The 15,058-nt window shown below is 68.7% G+C and carries 15 protein-coding genes; 6 read left to right on the top strand and 9 right to left on the bottom strand.

The window, feature by feature from the left end:
* Positions 1–211: 211 nt before the first annotated feature.
* Together ACFLIM_RS18075 and ACFLIM_RS18080 are read right to left on the bottom strand one after the other, a co-directional pair.
* Positions 212–658: a VOC family protein gene (locus ACFLIM_RS18075; RefSeq protein ID WP_393166770.1), complete on the bottom strand. Its 447-nt coding sequence runs from the start codon at positions 656–658 to the stop codon at positions 212–214.
* A gap of 104 nt (positions 659–762) precedes the next feature.
* Positions 763–3,486: a helix-turn-helix transcriptional regulator gene (locus ACFLIM_RS18080; RefSeq protein ID WP_393166773.1), complete on the bottom strand. Its 2,724-nt coding sequence runs from the start codon at positions 3,484–3,486 to the stop codon at positions 763–765.
* A 324-nt stretch (positions 3,487–3,810) separates the two neighbouring features.
* Here ACFLIM_RS18080 and ACFLIM_RS18085 point away from each other — a divergent pair, with 324 nt between their 5' ends.
* From ACFLIM_RS18085 to ACFLIM_RS18100, 4 genes are all read left to right on the top strand, one after another.
* Positions 3,811–5,415, top strand: coding sequence for a tannase/feruloyl esterase family alpha/beta hydrolase (locus ACFLIM_RS18085; RefSeq protein ID WP_393166775.1), 1,605 nt, complete (start codon positions 3,811–3,813; stop codon positions 5,413–5,415).
* A 176-nt stretch (positions 5,416–5,591) separates the two neighbouring features.
* Entirely contained in the window at positions 5,592–6,134 is a 543-nt protein-coding gene (locus ACFLIM_RS18090) for a DUF308 domain-containing protein (RefSeq protein ID WP_393166777.1), read from the top strand.
* Positions 6,135–6,194: 60 nt separating this feature from the next.
* Entirely contained in the window at positions 6,195–6,326 is a 132-nt protein-coding gene (locus ACFLIM_RS18095; protein ID WP_393166779.1) for a hypothetical protein, read from the top strand.
* A gap of 150 nt (positions 6,327–6,476) precedes the next feature.
* Positions 6,477–7,328, top strand: coding sequence for a helix-turn-helix domain-containing protein (locus tag ACFLIM_RS18100; protein ID WP_393166781.1), 852 nt, complete (start codon positions 6,477–6,479; stop codon positions 7,326–7,328).
* 54 nt (positions 7,329–7,382) lie between these two features.
* On the opposite strand, the gene ACFLIM_RS18105 is transcribed toward ACFLIM_RS18100, so the two are convergent.
* From ACFLIM_RS18105 to ACFLIM_RS18120, 4 genes are all read right to left on the bottom strand, one after another.
* Complete coding sequence (locus ACFLIM_RS18105; RefSeq protein ID WP_393166783.1) at positions 7,383–7,910, bottom strand: hypothetical protein; 528 nt, start codon at positions 7,908–7,910, stop codon at positions 7,383–7,385.
* Between the two features lie 13 nt (positions 7,911–7,923).
* Positions 7,924–8,523, bottom strand: a complete 600-nt coding sequence (locus ACFLIM_RS18110) for a hydrolase (protein WP_393166814.1) — start codon at positions 8,521–8,523, stop codon at positions 7,924–7,926.
* A 202-nt stretch (positions 8,524–8,725) separates the two neighbouring features.
* On the bottom strand, positions 8,726–9,685 hold the full coding sequence (locus ACFLIM_RS18115) for a fibronectin type III domain-containing protein (RefSeq protein WP_393166785.1): 960 nt from the start codon (positions 9,683–9,685) through the stop codon (positions 8,726–8,728).
* Positions 9,686–10,151: 466 nt separating this feature from the next.
* On the bottom strand, positions 10,152–10,811 hold the full coding sequence (locus ACFLIM_RS18120) for an FMN-dependent NADH-azoreductase (RefSeq protein WP_393166788.1): 660 nt from the start codon (positions 10,809–10,811) through the stop codon (positions 10,152–10,154).
* A gap of 313 nt (positions 10,812–11,124) precedes the next feature.
* On the opposite strand from ACFLIM_RS18120, the gene ACFLIM_RS18125 reads away from it, so the two are divergent.
* The gene (locus tag ACFLIM_RS18125) at positions 11,125–11,601 is read left to right on the top strand and encodes a MarR family winged helix-turn-helix transcriptional regulator (protein WP_393166791.1); all 477 of its coding nucleotides are present in this window, start codon (positions 11,125–11,127) and stop codon (positions 11,599–11,601) included.
* 348 nt (positions 11,602–11,949) lie between these two features.
* On the opposite strand, the gene ACFLIM_RS18130 is transcribed toward ACFLIM_RS18125, so the two are convergent.
* The gene (locus ACFLIM_RS18130; protein ID WP_393166793.1) at positions 11,950–12,411 is read right to left on the bottom strand and encodes a VOC family protein; all 462 of its coding nucleotides are present in this window, start codon (positions 12,409–12,411) and stop codon (positions 11,950–11,952) included.
* Positions 12,408–12,995 carry a DinB family protein gene (locus ACFLIM_RS18135; RefSeq protein WP_393166795.1) on the bottom strand — a complete coding sequence of 196 codons (588 nt, stop codon included), beginning with the start codon at positions 12,993–12,995 and terminating at the stop codon, positions 12,408–12,410. The genes ACFLIM_RS18130 and ACFLIM_RS18135 overlap by 4 nt, the downstream gene beginning before the upstream one ends.
* A gap of 60 nt (positions 12,996–13,055) precedes the next feature.
* On the opposite strand from ACFLIM_RS18135, the gene ACFLIM_RS18140 reads away from it, so the two are divergent.
* Entirely contained in the window at positions 13,056–14,054 is a 999-nt protein-coding gene (locus tag ACFLIM_RS18140) for a helix-turn-helix transcriptional regulator (protein WP_393166796.1), read from the top strand.
* 198 nt (positions 14,055–14,252) lie between these two features.
* Here the strand turns inward: ACFLIM_RS18140 and ACFLIM_RS18145 are convergent, their stop codons facing one another.
* Positions 14,253–14,660, bottom strand: a complete 408-nt coding sequence (locus tag ACFLIM_RS18145; protein WP_393166798.1) for a winged helix-turn-helix transcriptional regulator — start codon at positions 14,658–14,660, stop codon at positions 14,253–14,255.
* Between the last annotated feature and the right edge of the window lie 398 nt (positions 14,661–15,058).

Below are 15,058 nucleotides of genomic sequence, written 5' to 3' on the forward strand. Positions count from 1 at the left end.
TGCGGCTGATGACGCCGAAAGCGCGGGCAGCACAGCCGCTGCCGCCCCGACGGTGAAAATCTTGGAGAATGTGCGCCTGTTAATGGTCTTGACCTTTTCGTGCTCGTGTGTGCGCCGATGCCGTTGCCGGCCCCGGTGATGACGATGGTCTTGGGTGACGTGGTCTTGCTCATGGAGGTGGCTTGCTTTTATCTCCATGCCGGCTCTTCGCTCAACGACCAGGGTGGCGCTCGGTGATTTCCTGCAGCACGAAGCCGTTACCGTCGGGATCGCTGAACGAGGCGAACGAGCCGTACGAGCGCCGGCCGGGGTAGAGGCCTGGCACCCGCTTCTCGGTCCCCGCGTGATGGAAGACGCCCCCCTCGTCGTGGAAGATCTCGCTCACCTCGACGCCGCGGCTGATCAGCTCGGCCCGCGCCTTTTCGATGTCGTCCACGATGAGGTGCAGGTTCTGCACGGAGCCCGGCTGGGCCGTGCTGATCCCAGTGCCGACGATGATCGAGCACTGGGAGCTCGGCGGGGTGAAGTGCACGACCCGGAAGTCGGCACCGTCCACGTAGTCGAGGTCCTCCCGGAAACCGATCCGCTGGTAGAAGTCCTTGGCCCGGTCGACATCCGCGACCGGCAGGACAATCACCTCAAGCTTGTACTCCACCATGTCCGCTCCTCAGCGATATCGGACGCCGGTCGGCATCCGGCATCTACGATCGCTGCCGAAGCGGTACCTCGCCCCAGGGAGACTCCCTGGGGCCGGCCCTGGGGTCACCGGTCACGCAGCGCCGCGGCTAGTTCGCGGCGTGATCCGATGCCCAGCTTGATGAAGACCTTGCGCAAATGCCACTCGACCGTTCGCGGGCTGAGGAACAGCACGGCGCCGATCTCGGGATTGGTCCGGCCTGACACGGCCAGGCGGGCGATCTGTGCCTCCTGTGAGGTGAGGTCCTCGCGCGCTCCCGGGGTCCGTTTGCGGACGGTCTCGCCGGTGGCGACCAGTTCCCGGCCGGCTCGTTCAGCGAAGCCCTCCGCGCCCATGGTGGTGAACGCGTCGTGGGCGGTGCGCAGCTGGGCCCGGGCGTCACCACGGCGGTTCTCCCGGCGCAGCCACTCGCCGTAAAGCAGGCGGGCCCGGGCCAGTGGCAGCCCCATCCGAGTGGTGGACAGCCGCTCGATGGCCTCGCGGTAGTGCTCCTCGGCCCGTCCTGGCGGACCGGCCAGCGCGTCGGCGACGGCTTGGACGCCGAGGGCCCAGTCCGTCCCTGCGGCTGCGGTCCGTTGCGCAAGCCGCTCGCGCGCCTGCGACGCGACCGTCGGCTCGCCGCTCCGCACCGCCGCCTCGATCAGCTCACCGAGCGTCCAGTTGAACACGGCGAGGTCCTCGTACTCGGCGGCCTGCCGGGCGGCCGCCAGGGCTGCCGGATAGCTGCCGAGCCCGTTGCAGAGCGCTGCCTTGGCGTAGCCGGCCAGGCCGAGCAGCCGGCCTTCACCGCGTGCGTCGGCGTCCTTGGCCGTGGCCTCGATCAACTCCACCGCGAGGAGTTCCTGGCCACGGTGGGCGGCCAGGGTGAGTGCGGCAGACGGATGCGCGGCCAGGCCGGTGGCCCGTCCGAGGGCGCCGGCCTCGTCGAGCAGATCCGACGCGTCTGCGAACCGGCCCTCGAACAGCAGCGCGCCGGCGCGGAAGACCAGCGCGGTGGGCAGCAGTGAGAGCGCCCCGGTGGCGCGGGCGAAGCCGACCGCCTGCGCGGTGAGGCGGTGCCAGGTCTCGTCCTGCCACACCTCGTGCGCGACGGGTCCGGCCAGCCACAGCAGGCCCGGATCCTCGTTCGTGGTGACCGCGTCCAGCGCCCGGCGCAGCAGCGGCGCGGCAGGCGCGTACCCGTCCAGGCTCCACGCCGTAAGACCGGCCAGCAGGAGACCGGCCGGGTCCTCGCCAACCGGGACAGCTCGGGCGGCCTCGGCCGCCCGTCGCCGGTCGTCTCCGCCGAGCCGACCGGCGTGCACGGCTGCGCCCAGCGCCGAGAGATAGGTTTCCCGCGCTGCGGCGGGGTCCAGCGTCTCGAGCCGGCGGGCGGCCGCGAGCAGCGGCGGGCCGGCCGTCCGGCCGGGGTTGAGCGCGAAGGCGACGTGGGCCCGCAGGCGCTCCACGCCGGCCCGCTGCAGCAGGTCGAGCGGGCCCAGCTCGGCGGCGGCCAGCAGGTCCGGCACCAGGGCGGGGGCACCGGCGGCGAACCGGGCATGCGCGGCGGCCAGAGCCAGCGTCGCCCGTCGTTTGGGGTCCGCGGTCAACTCGGTGGCACGCTCGAGGAAGGACGCCGCCGCCGCTCGGCCGCCGCGAGCCAGTGCCCGGTCGGCCGAGCGTTCCAGTTCGCTTGCGACCTCCTCGTCCGGTCCCACCGCGGCGTGCGCCCGATGCCAGGCGCGCCGGTCGGGATCCTGCCGCGGGTCGGTCACCTCGGCGAGCGCGCGGTGCACCTCGCGCAGCTCGGCCGCCTCGGCCGACCGCCACGCGGCCGAGCGCACCAGCGGGTGCCGGAACCGAACCCGGGTGCCGAGCTCGACCAGTCCGGCGCCCTCTGCGGGCGCGACGGCGGCCGGCCCGATGCCCAGCCGCTCGAGCGCACGCCACAACAGGGTCACGTCGCCGACCGGCTCGACGGCGGCGGTGAGCAGCAGGCGGCGGGTGTCCGCGGGCAGCGCCGCGATGCGTCGCTGGAAGCCCTCCTCGACGCGGCTCACCAGGGGCGTCGCGCTTCGCGCGCCGAACCCGAACGCCAGCTCAGCCGACGTGAGGCCCCGGGGCAGTTCGAGGAGTGCCAGCGGGTTGCCGCGCGTCTCGGCGACGATTCGATCGCGTACGCGCGCATCGACCGGGCCGGTGAGCACCGAGTCCAGCAGCGCCCGCGCGTCCGCGTCGGGGAGCCCGTCGACGCGCAGCTCCGGCAGGCCGCTGAGCACCTGCTCGTCTCCCGGGCTGCGCGAGGCGAACACCAGTGCGACCGACTCCGCATCCAGCCGGCGGGCCACAAAGGTGAGGATCACCTCGGACATCCGGTCGATCCACTGCACGTCGTCCACCACGCAGACCAGCGGCTGCTGCGACGCGGCCTCGGCGAACAGGCCGAGCACGGCCAGCCCGATGAGCAGACCCTCCGGCGGGTCGCCGGGGGTCAGCCCGAAGGCGGTGGCGAGCGCGGCCCGCTGCGGCTCGGGCAACCGGTCGAGTTGGCCGATCAGCGGCGCGCAGAGCTGCTGCAGCGCCGAGTACGCGATCTCGGACTCCGGCTCGACCCCGGCCGTGCGGGTCACTCGGCCGGCCGACGCACGCTCGATCAGATAGTCGAGCAGAGCGGTCTTGCCGGCGCCCGGCTCACCACGCAGAACCAGCACGCGGCTCTGGCCGTCGCGGACGTCGCGCAGCAGTCGGTCGATCGTGTCCCGCTCGCGCTGCCGGCCGCACAGCCGCGAACCCTGGGTGTTACTCAGCACCTCACCCTCCCCCCGCCAGGACGGTACACCCAGCTGGATTGTCTCTACCGTGAACAACTGGTGGCGGGTCACCAACACGGAGGGTAACATGACAAGGTTTGTGCGCCGCAGGTCAGCCAGGCCTCGACAACGGCCGCCATGGTTGCCGCTCGACCGCTCGCCGCGCCGACGGCACGTTGAGGTTGATGCGTGCCACCACGGCCGCGACCCCGTAGACGCAGCTCACTAGGGCGCGGCGCCGGCCCGGACCAGGAACCCTGGGGGACCAACCCCAGGGTGCCTCCCTGGGGCGACGCCGGTGCCCGCCGCGCGACAGTGGCCGGCATGAAACGTCTGATCATGCTGATCGCGGCGGTGGTGCCGCTGTCGGCGGCGCTGGCGCCAACAGCCGCCGGCGCCGCCACCCACCACAGCGGCAACAACGCCGCAACGGTGTGCGCCACAATTCCCGTCTCCGCGCCGTCCGGCGCCAAGGTGGAGTCCGTGACGGCGGCCGCGCACGCCGGAGGAACGGTCACATTCCCCGATGCGCCTCCGCTGCCCACCCCGGCGCCGATCACCGATGTCCCGGCCTGGTGCGACGTCACGGTCACACTGACCCATCCTGGGGTGAACGACCACGTCAAGGTCAAGATCTCGCTGCCCCAGGACCGGCGTAAGTGGACCGGGCGGTTCCAGGCCACCGGCGGCAGCGCGTATCTGGCCGGTGACTTCGGCGGCGCCCCGCTGGTCACCGCGGTCAAGGCCGGGTATGTGGCGGCGGCCACCGACGCCGGCATCGGCCAGTCGCCGATCGACGTGAGCGGGTGGGCGCTGACCGCCGATGGCAAGGTCAACACCCCGCTGCTCAAGAATTTCGCCTCGCGGTCGCTGCACGACATGGCGGTCGTCGGCAAGGAAGTGGCGTTGAAGTTCTACGGCAGCCCAGTGCGATACGCGTACTGGAACGGCTGCTCAACCGGCGGCCGTCAGGGCTTCGCAGAGGCGCAGGACTATCCGCACGATTTCCAGGGCATCCTGGCCCCCGCGCCGGCGACCAGCTGGGACCGGTTCGCGGTCGCCACGCTCTGGCCGCAGGTGGTCTTCAACGAGGAGAAGACCTACCCGACCCAGTGCGAGCTCGAGGCGTTCAACACCGCCGCGGTCAAGGCCTGTGACACCCTCGACCGCGTCAAGGACGGTGTCATCGACAACCCGCAGGACTGCCGCTGGGATGCGCGGCGCCTGATCGGCACCAAGGTCCTATGCGACGGCAAGGAGATCACCATCTCCGCCGCCGTCGCCGACGTGGTCAACAAGATCTGGGCGGGCCCGGTCTCGCCTGATGGCAAGAAGCTCTGGTACGGCCCGAACAGGGGCGCGAGCTTCAGCTATCTGGCCAAGGTCGGCGCGCCGTTCTTCGTGGCGGACAGCTGGGTCAAGTACTTCGTGAAGAAAGACCCGCAGTTCGACACGACCAAGCTGACCTACCAGCAGTTCGCCCAGATCTTCCGGCAGTCCCAGCAGGACTTCAACGGCATCATCGGCACCGACGACCCGAACTTGTCCGCGTTCCGCAAGGCCGGCGGCAAGCTGCTGAGCTGGCACGGCCAGGCCGACCACCTGATTCCCACCCAGGGCAGTGTGGACTACCGCGAACGCGTCAACCGGCTCATGGGCGGTGACAAGAAGGTCGACGACTTCTACCGGCTCTTCCTGCTCCCGGGCGTGGCCCACTGCAGCGGCGGCCCCGGCCCGCAGCCGACCGACGACCTGGGCGCGCTCGTGGAGTGGGTGGAGAAGGGCCAGGCGCCGGCCACCCTCGCCGCGGCAACCACGGCCAACGGCAAGACCATCACCCGCAACGTGTGCCGGTACCCGCAAGTGGCCCGCTACACCGGGCACGGCGACCCGGCGATGGCCTCCAGCTACCGCTGCGCGACCGTCTGATCAATACCAACTGGTAGCGGCGGTCCCGGGAGAAATCCCGAGACCGCCGTGTTTCCGGCGGTCTTGGACCTCCGTCGAACCAGGGCTCCAGCCAGTGTCTTCCCCTGGGGTCTACGGGCGGCCTGGCCGACGAGAGTGATCCGGGTACCCGAACCTGGAAGAAAGCTGGCACCCTCATGTCCATCCTGCTGCGCATCTACCTCGTCCGTGGCCTCGTCGCGATCGCCTGGGCCGTGGGCTTCTCGGCCGTGCACGACTCGCTCTCCGCCGTGTCGGTCGTCCTGCTCATCGCGTATCCGCTGATCGACGTGGTGGCCTCACTGCTCGACGCCCGGGAGAGTCCCGGTACTGCGGCCCGGACGCTCCAGGTGTTCAACACCGCGCTCAGTGCCCTGGCGGCCGTCGCCCTGGGCCTCACGGCTGTCAGCGGCGCCGCGGCGGTGCTGTTCGCGTTCGGCGTCTGGGCCATCGTCTCCGGGGCGGCGCAGTTCACGGTCGCCGTGCGGCGCCGCGGCCCCGAACTGGGCCGGCAGTGGCCGATGCTGATCGCCGGCGCACTGTCGGTGATCGCGGGTGCGACGTACCTCGTCCAGGCGGTGGGCGAGCACCCGAACCTCAACGCCCTGATCACCTACACGGCCGCGGGCGGCACGTTCTTCGTCCTCCAGTCCGCGGCGCTCGCCTGGCGGCAACGCCGGATGCGTAACGTCCCGGCCTAACCCGCCGCCACCAGTGTCAAAACGTGACCCACAAACGATCATTTTAAGGGACATAGTGAGATGAGCGCTCAGAGTACGACAGCGGCGCTGCGGAACGTCGCCAAGGCCGTTCACCTGCCTGGCGACGACGACTACGACCAGGCACGCAGGTGCTGGTCACTCGCCGCCGACCTACGCCCCGCATGTACCTGAACTTCCAGCAGAGCCGGACAGACACGTCGGCGGCCTTCGACGCAGCGACTTGGCAGCGAGACGCCCGTGTGCGTGGGATCGGCGACCATAGGCTTGACTGGCAATGGCACACCCAGTCAAATCCGACATAACGGGGCATATGGTTCATTTATGTCAAGTGACAGGCTGCTCGGCGAGTTTCTTCGCGCCCGGCGCGCGGTCACCACTCCTGCCCAGGTCGCACTGCTGGATGTCGGACTCCGCCGGACGCCGGGCCTGCGACGGGAGGAGGTCGCGATGCTGGCCGGTGTCAGCACCGACTACTACATCCGTCTGGAACAGGGACGCGAACGCCACCCATCCGATCAGGTGATCCGCGCCCTGGCGGGTGCCTTCGGCCTCGGCGCGGACGCCACGGCGTACCTTCACGCGTTGGCGCGCACGGACGCGCGTGCCCGCCAGGGGCCGCGCATTCCGGCCGACTCCATGGCACAGGTCAGCCCGCCCCTGCTCCGGCTGATGCACGGCCGGCACGGTACGCCGGCCTTCGTGATGACCCGATGCATGGACCTGCTGGCCATCAACCCGATGGCCGTGGCCTTCTACAGGCAAGGGCTGCACGTGGAGCTGAAGGCGGGCGACAACTTGTTGCGCACGATCTTCCTCAATCCCGCCGCGCAGGAGTTCTACCGCGACTGGGAGCCCACCGTGCACAACAGAGTCGCTCACTTTCGCGCCACCGTCGGCAGGGATCTCGACGCCCCCCGCCTGACCGAGCTGGTGGACGAACTGTACGACCAGAGCCGCGAGTTCCGCCGCGTGTGGGCCCGGTACGACGTACAGACCGAAAGCAGCCACACCAGAAGCTTTCGCCATAACCTCGTCGGGGAGCTGGCGGTCAACTGCGACCTGTTCTCCGTCGTCGGCGCGCCCGGGCAGCAACTGGTCACCGTCCAGGCCACGCCCGGCAGCCCCTCCGCACACGCACTGGCCGAGCTCTGCCGGGAGCGACCCGTGCCGTGACGCGGGAAATGAGCGCCGGGCCTCTGGATGAGTAGCAGGCGTCGCCACCGCCTGTCAGCTTTGACTCTTCGCCCGGGTTCGGGCCACGGCTTCCGCGACCGCGTTGTTGTTGCCGTCGGACCAGCCGACGTGCTGGATCATGCGCTCGATGCGCCAGCCGTCCGGGGTGCGGAGCATGTGGGTGGTGTACGAACCGCGCAGCAGGTAGAAGTTGTGCTCGTGCCCCGAGAAAGTGATCGCCGCGTTGCGGCCGAAGACCTCACCTGGCTGGCCCATCGCGCGGCCGAGGCACTCAAAGAAGCCTTCAACAAGGTGTCGCGTGCGGCGGGGCTCGCCGACCTCCGCGGCCATCAACGAACGCCTCGCCGCCATCCCCACGTCCGAACACGCCAAGTTCCACAGCATGCTATGGAGCATTGTCGAAGGCACCGCCGTCGCCGATGCGGTCGCAGGGGCGGCGGGCCGGCGGCGGGCCGATGACTGCCTGATCTTGGCGGCGATCGTGTTCGTGGCCACCACCGGCTGCACCTGGCGGCAGTTCGAGCGGGCGGAGAACGTGATCATGGTGTCGAGGCTGATCACCCGACGCCCCAGGTCACTTCCTGGCGAACCCCGCGCGAACGTAGTTGACGCCCTGTCCCCAGGCGCCCATGTGGTCAACGACGATCTCGTTGACGGCGTCGTAGGTTTCCACGCGCGCCCAGTCGCGCTGCAGTTCGGACAGTACGCTCGCGGTGCTGACGGGAACGATGCCCTTCTGGGTCATCCGTATGATCGCGGCGTCGTGGGCGGCGGTGCTGGACCCCGCGGAGGCGTCGATGACGGCGAAGACCTCGTAACCCGCCTCGGTCGCGGACAGCGCGGGGAAGGTCAGGCAGACCTCGGTCCACAGGCCGACGATGAGCAGGCGGCGTCGGCCGGTGGCCTCGACCGCGGTCCGGAAGGCTCCGTCATGCCAGGCGTTGATGTGGGAGCGGTCGATGACCTCGATGTCCGGGAAAGTGCGGGTGATCTCCCGGATCAGCGGGCCGGCGAAGGTGCCGGCGGCGATGGAGGTGAGCACGGTGGGCAGGTTGAACACCTTGGCCAGTTTGGCCAGGGCGGTCACGTTGTTGACCAAGGTCTGCGGGTCGGCGCTGCGAGCCCCGAAGATCATCTGCGGCTGGTGGTCGATGAGCAGGTCCTGGCTGAGCAGGACCTGCCCGGCGTGGGGGCGCGGTGTACGCGGCCTCCGCGCGGTCCGTCAGCTCAGCGAGGGTGAGCCGCCCTCGACCGAGGCGACACGGAACTGTTCGACGACGGCCTCGCGCTCGGTGTCCGACGCGCAGACCTCACGGGGATCAATCACGAAAGCCGACGCCCTGGGGGACGAATCGGATCTGAAGAGCTTGGCGCGGTCAGGCGTCGTCAGTGCAAGTAGGCTTGCGAAGGAACGTGGTCGTGGCGGTGTCGGAGGCGTTGCCGGAGCTGTCCACCGCCCGGACTGCGATGGTGTTGCTGCCGACGGGTACCGTGTTGATGCTGGCGGTCCCGACGCCGCGCACCCAATATTCGCGCATGCCGTTGACGAGGATCTCGTAGTCGATCGCGGACTGGGGATCGTTGTTGTCACTCGATTGAGCCCAGGTCAGCGCGACGGAGAAGCAGGCATACCCCTTCCTTGCCGTAAGTCCGGCGGGAACCGACGGTGCTTGCAGGTCTGTCCGCGGGGGTGTGCTGAGCGTCACGGTGTTGGACGAGGGCGAAGCGCCGAGCGCCTGGCGAACAGCCTGCACCGAATACGAATGCGACGACTGCGGCATGAGTTCCCGCAACGGCAGCGTCACAGTCGGAATGCTGGACCAGGCATAGGCGGGGATTGAGGCGACCACTGCCGCTCCGTCGAAGAACTCGTAGTGATCGATGTCCCAGCTGTCGTCGGGTTGATCGAAGGCGAGGTCAACCCGGGTGGGAGACACCTCGGTGGCGCGCAGGTTCGCTGGTCCGGGCGGAACCACCCCCGGACCGCGGGTGGTGACCGCGATGGTTCGGCTTGGCGGTGAGGTGTTGCCGGCGTCATCGACGGCGACGACGTGGAAGGAATAGCTCGCTCCCGGAACGACTCCGGAGGCGGTGTGGCGCACCAATCGTGTGGTCGTGGCCAGTGCCCCATTCTGGTAGACCCGGGCGCGGAGGATACCGACGCTTCCGCTGGTGTTCTGCGACCAGGCGAAGGAGATCTGGGTTGCGGTGACGTTGGTGACGCGCAGCCGCTCCGGCGCCGACAGGGCAGCAGCCGTAGCCGGAGAGGGTAATAACACCGCAGTCACTGCCACCACCGTAAGAACGGTGGCGATCCTATGGAGGCGCTTGCTCATCTCCGCTTCCCTTCTTGGGCGACGCTTCCCGGATTAATGCCTCCCTGCAACGCGTCATGGATTCCACCGTGCCGAACCGGGGCCACGACCGTGTGGCAGGAGGACTCACCCAAGGAAGAATTGATGGAATTGATCACTTGGCGCAGGCTCACCCGGGGCAGTGGATACCTGCGGCTGCCCGACTGGCCGAACCCTGACGAGATCCGCCCCCGCGTCCCAGCAAGGGCGGGGGCAGTAGACGTCGCCATGCGAGTTCCTTCTGCGATGAGCCGGCCCCGAGGTTGTTTGACAGCAAGGGCTGGCTCCAGCCGGGAAGTGTCGCCGTATGTTAAGCATCAGCCGTGGAGGGCCGACAGATTATCGTGATTGATCTGTAGGCGGGCTACGTATCCCGTCTCGTCATACGCAAGGCGCCCTTGACGATCTGGAAGCACTCACCTGCCATCGCGCCCCCGCACGGCAGAGCTCATCCCACGGGGAGCTTCCTGGCGAGGTCGCGGCCGTGTCCTTCGGCGGCGTCGTGCGCGTTGCGGAGGTTCTTCGCCGCGAGCTCGCGCAGGTCCTCCATCCCTGGGGTCACAGGCGCCAGGGTCAGTTCGCTTTCGATCACCTCCACGTCCAGGCCCCACAGATCGGTGAGGATCCGAAGCAGCCACGCGGTGGCGTGGTCCCAGCCTTCACGCGGAGTGCCGGGACCATAGCCGCCACCGCGGGCGATCACGAGGTATGCCAGACGTCCCGCGAGGGGCGTCGTGCCCGGCGCGAATCGTGGGTCGGTCACCACGAGATCGACCCAGGTCTTGAAGTGCTGGGATACGCCGTAGTTGTAGAACGGCACGGCGAACAGGTACGCGTCCGCCGCGATCAGCTCGTCGGCCAGCGTGGTCGCTAGCGCGACCGCTTCACGCTGGGTGGCGCTGCGCTGCTCGGGTGCGACGAATCCGGCGAACGCGCTGGCTGCCCACGCCGTCGAGGGCAGCGGGGTCAGGCCGATCTCGCGGCGGACGACGGTCACGCCGCCCTGCTGCGCGGTCAACGCGGTCTCCAACGTAGAGGTGACCGCCCTCGTCACCGATCCGGACGCCTCGTCCCGGATGCTCGCGTCGAGCCGGTAGATGATGCTCATCTGTGTTCCCCTCGTTAATCAAGATGATGTTCAGATCCGATGGTCTGATTTTCATAGCATCTTAAGCACAGACCATAAGAGGAAGGTAGAGGAGGGTGGAGTTGCAGAGCATCTTGATGCCAGATAGTCTGACTATCAGACTATCCAACAGATCGTGTACGAGGGCATCGGCGCGATCAGGCGCATACCTGGGTGAGACTCGACACGAGAGACCGTCTCCGTGCACGACCATCAGGTAGCCAGAGCATGCCCCGGACATATGAAGCTAGACTTCTAGGAGATGGCAGCTGAGACAGACGGCACGCAGACACCCGTGGGTTCGGACCAGGATTTGGGATGGGCACTCGGGATGTTGTTGCGCGCCTATCTCAAGGGAGTCGGTGACGTGGTCGCCGAACTGCCTGGAGGTCCACGCGCCTACCAGGTTCTCGCGTTCGCCGAGGCCGGCTCATGTCAAAACCAGGCGCAGATGGCCGACCTGCTCGGCATTGACCGAACCGCGATGACCTACCTCCTCGACGACCTCGAGGCGCTGAGGCTTCTGTTTCGCCATCCCGACCCCGTTGACCGGCGCTCACGACGTGTCGTCCTGACACCCAAGGGCAAGAAGCTTCTCAACCAGCTCACCGAGCAGGTCCGCCAGGTCGAGCAGCATCTCCTCGCCAGCCTAGGGGACGCGCAGGCAGAGCAACTGCGCATCACGCTCGGCCTGGCCGCACAAGCTCTCGCGAATCCCAAGGCCCCCGAGAGCGCCTGCCAGGTCGTCGAGTCCCTCGACCTGCACACCTGAGACCTCTGCCCCTGGGGCCCCGCGCCCGTCATCCGGCGATGTCTTCTTGTGACAAGCGCCGACGTGCCCGTCCTTGCCGGTCGGTGCGAAGACGGTCCCCGTTCGTGCCACGACCCGCGGCCCGCGACATGCTCCCCAACCTCGAGCACGCGACCCAGGCAGTCATCGAGCTGAACCAACGCGCCCGCGCCGAGCGCATCCTCGACGGCGAGACCATGCCGAGTCGCGAGGTGAACTCGGCAAGGTGGCGACGACCGCTCCGGCTTCGTCGTCAACGCGCTGCTGGAGCAGCTCGTCACCGCCGGCTACCTCGGCCGCAAGACCGGCCGCGACTACAGCTGAGCTGCGTCAGTCCAGGCAGAACTCGTTGCCCTCGGGGTCGGTCATCACGATGAAGCCGGCGCTCATCGGGGGAGCGGGCTCGTAGCGACGTACCCGCGTCGCTCCCAGCGCGACGAGCCGGTCGCACTCGACCTCCAGCGCCGCCATCCGCTCCTCTCCCTGCAGTCCGGGAGCCGCACGGACGTCGAGGTGGACGCGGTTCTTGGCGACCTTGTCCTCCGGCACCTGCTGGAAGAACAGCCGTGGGCCGTGCCCGTGCGGGTCCTCGATGGCCGATCTCGTGTTGCGCTGCTCCTCCGGTACGCCGACCTGCGCGAGGAAGTCGTCCCACGCGGCCAGCGGGTCGGCGTCCTCGGGCAGGTCGACTCCGGGCGGGCCGGGGTGGACGTAGCCCAGTACGTCGCGCCAGAAGGACGACAGCGCCCGCGGGTCGTGGGCGTCGAAGGTGACCTGGATGTGGCGGCTCATCGGGTTGCTCCGTTCATAGCGGGTTTCGTGTGCAGGTAGAGGTCGCGCAGCAGGCAGACCTCGGACAGGTGGTGGATCAGCTCGCGGTGGATGTGCAGCACCAGATCGGCCATGGGCGCCTCGGGGAAGGGCTCCTTCGCGCCCATCGGGACCCGGAGCCCGGCCTCGCCGAGGCCGCGCACCCCGGCCAGCCAGAGGTCGAGCTGGGCCTCGAGCTGGTCGAGCGCGGTGGCCGCGCCGGCGGCGTACTCCCAGGTCTCGTACGACGCCGCCGGCGCGCCGAAGTGCGCCGCGTTGCGCGCGGCGAGCACGCCGACGATGACGTGACCGAGTCGCCAGGCGATCGTGGTGAAGGCCGCGGGGACCGGCTTGGGGAAGGCGTAGTCCATCGTGAAGTCCCCGGCACCTACCTGCACGGGCGCCGTCGAGCTGCCGCGCGGCCGCACGCTCCAGGCGTCCGGCACCGGCGACCAGAAGTACTCCTCGTCGGTGAGGCCGTCGAGCCGGGCTCGGAGCTGATGGTTCCAGTGGAACTCCCACTGCTCGCGCAGCGTCCGGTTCCAGTCGAGTTCGTCTGCATCCATGGAGCCACCCTGACGCCTCTAGCGGACAGGATGGGTCCGCTATCTGGCAGGGTGGGCGACATGGACGTGGCAAGCGGTGACGAGCGGAGTACGACGGAGCGGGTGCTCACCCTGCTCGGGCTGCTGCAGCAGCGCCAGGTCTGGACCGGCTCCGAGCTCGCCGATCGGCTCGGGGTCACGCCGCGCACGGTACGGCGTGATGTCGAGCGGCTGCGCACGCTCGGCTATCGGGTGCATGCCAGCCAGGGTGTCGGCGGCGGCTACCAGCTCGGCCCGGGGCAGGACCTGCCGCCGCTGCTTCTCGACGACGAGGAGGCGATCGCCACCGTGGTCTCGCTGCTCGCCGGCGCGGGTGGCGCGGTCGCCGGCGCCGGCGACGCCGCACTCCGGGCGCTGACCAAGCTCGACCAGGTGCTGCCCACCCGGCTGCGGCACGAGGTGCGCGCGCTCTCCGGCTCGGTGGAGTCCTTCGGCGGAGGCCGCACGCCGGTCGACCCCGAGGTGCTCATGACGCTGGCCAGAGCCTGCCGCGACGAGGTCGAGGCCGGCTTCGACTACCCGTCCGGGAGCGAGGTGCGACGGCGGCGGGTCGAGCCCTACCGCCTGGTCGCCTCCGACCGGCGCTGGTACCTCCTCGCTTATGACCTCGATCGCGACGACTGGCGCAGCTTCCGCGTCGACCGGATGACCGATGTGTCCGCACGGACCTGGCGCTTCCGCCCGCGCGCGGCGCCCGACGCGGCGACGTACGTGCAGGAGAGTGTGGCGAGTCGGGTCTACCCGCACCAGGCGCGCTTCCTCGTGCACGCGTCGGCCGACACGGTACGCGCGCAGATTCCAGCGTCGGCGGCCGTCGTACGACGGCGAGGGAGCGAGCTCTGCGAGGTGCTCAGTGGCGCCGGCAGCCTCGACTTCGTGCTCATGCACGTGCTCCTGCTGGGGCACGACTTCGAGGTGCTCGACCCTCCGGAGCTCGGGAGGCGCTGTCGCGCGCTGGCGGAGAGACTGCTGTCGGCCGGTGCGACGATCTCACCGGTGCCGGACATGGAGGAGTCATGAGCCGCAACCCCGCCAGCGCCGAGGAGCGCTTCCGAGCCATCATCAGCAATTCTCGCCTTTGAAACGGTAGGGGCTGGTTGAGATCCTTGGCGCGGGGCGATGCGGACGCGGGCCGTGACCACGGCACGATTGGTCATGCTCGGACTTCTCCAACGTCTGTTCGCGGCGTGGTCTGGCGCCAGTCAGTCCATGATGTGGTTATGGTGTCCGATTCGCTCTGCTGTCGAACTCCGTGCGAGCCGCATCGATCGCGGGGATGTTCTCAAGACTCCATTGGATGACTGGGCGCGTCGCATCGAGGAGCGTCTTGCCCATGGTGGTGAGCTCGTAGGTGACGTTGGGTGGCATGACGGAGTAGACGGTGCGGGTGAGGATCCCGTCGCGCTCCAAAGCGCGCACAGTGACCGTGAGCATCCGCTGGCTGATGCCCTCGATGGAGCGTTTGAGCTCAGTGAACCGCTTTGGGCCCGCGCCGAGGGTGTCAACGACGCCGAGTGACCACTTGTTGGCGACGAGATCCAAGACCTCGCGCGCTCGGCACCCGGGACCACCAGAGAACTGACTGGGCAGGGATGTTGGGGGAGCGGTGGACGCCGCGTCGGTCATGGTTATCTCCGTGGTTATCTCCGAGGAACCGGGGCATTGAAAAGTGCCTGATTGACCCAGACTCCGAGTTCTCTCAAGATACTAGGGAACCGTTGGTAACCGCTAAAGGATCGGCATCGAACGATCTTCGTCGGGGAACATCACGCGATCACGCCTTCGGGCTCGGCGCCGCCACGCGGCGTACAGCAAGAACGAACTGATTCAGAGACTTAGAGAAAGCACTCGCATGCCCATTTTTGCCATTGCCGGAGCTGGTTGCGGCATCCGTCTAAGCCTGGATCCACGGCGTGAATTCTGTTGATCATTTTGGGGTCCAATTCCTCGATGAGGGCCGTTCCCGCAGTTGGCAGCCTGGTTTTGGGCGTGGGAGGGCCGCCGTGCGCGGGTCGCGGCCTGTC

The sequence above is a fragment of the Nonomuraea marmarensis genome (assembly GCF_043197025.1).
GTDB lineage: Bacteria > Actinomycetota > Actinomycetes > Streptosporangiales > Streptosporangiaceae > Nonomuraea > Nonomuraea marmarensis.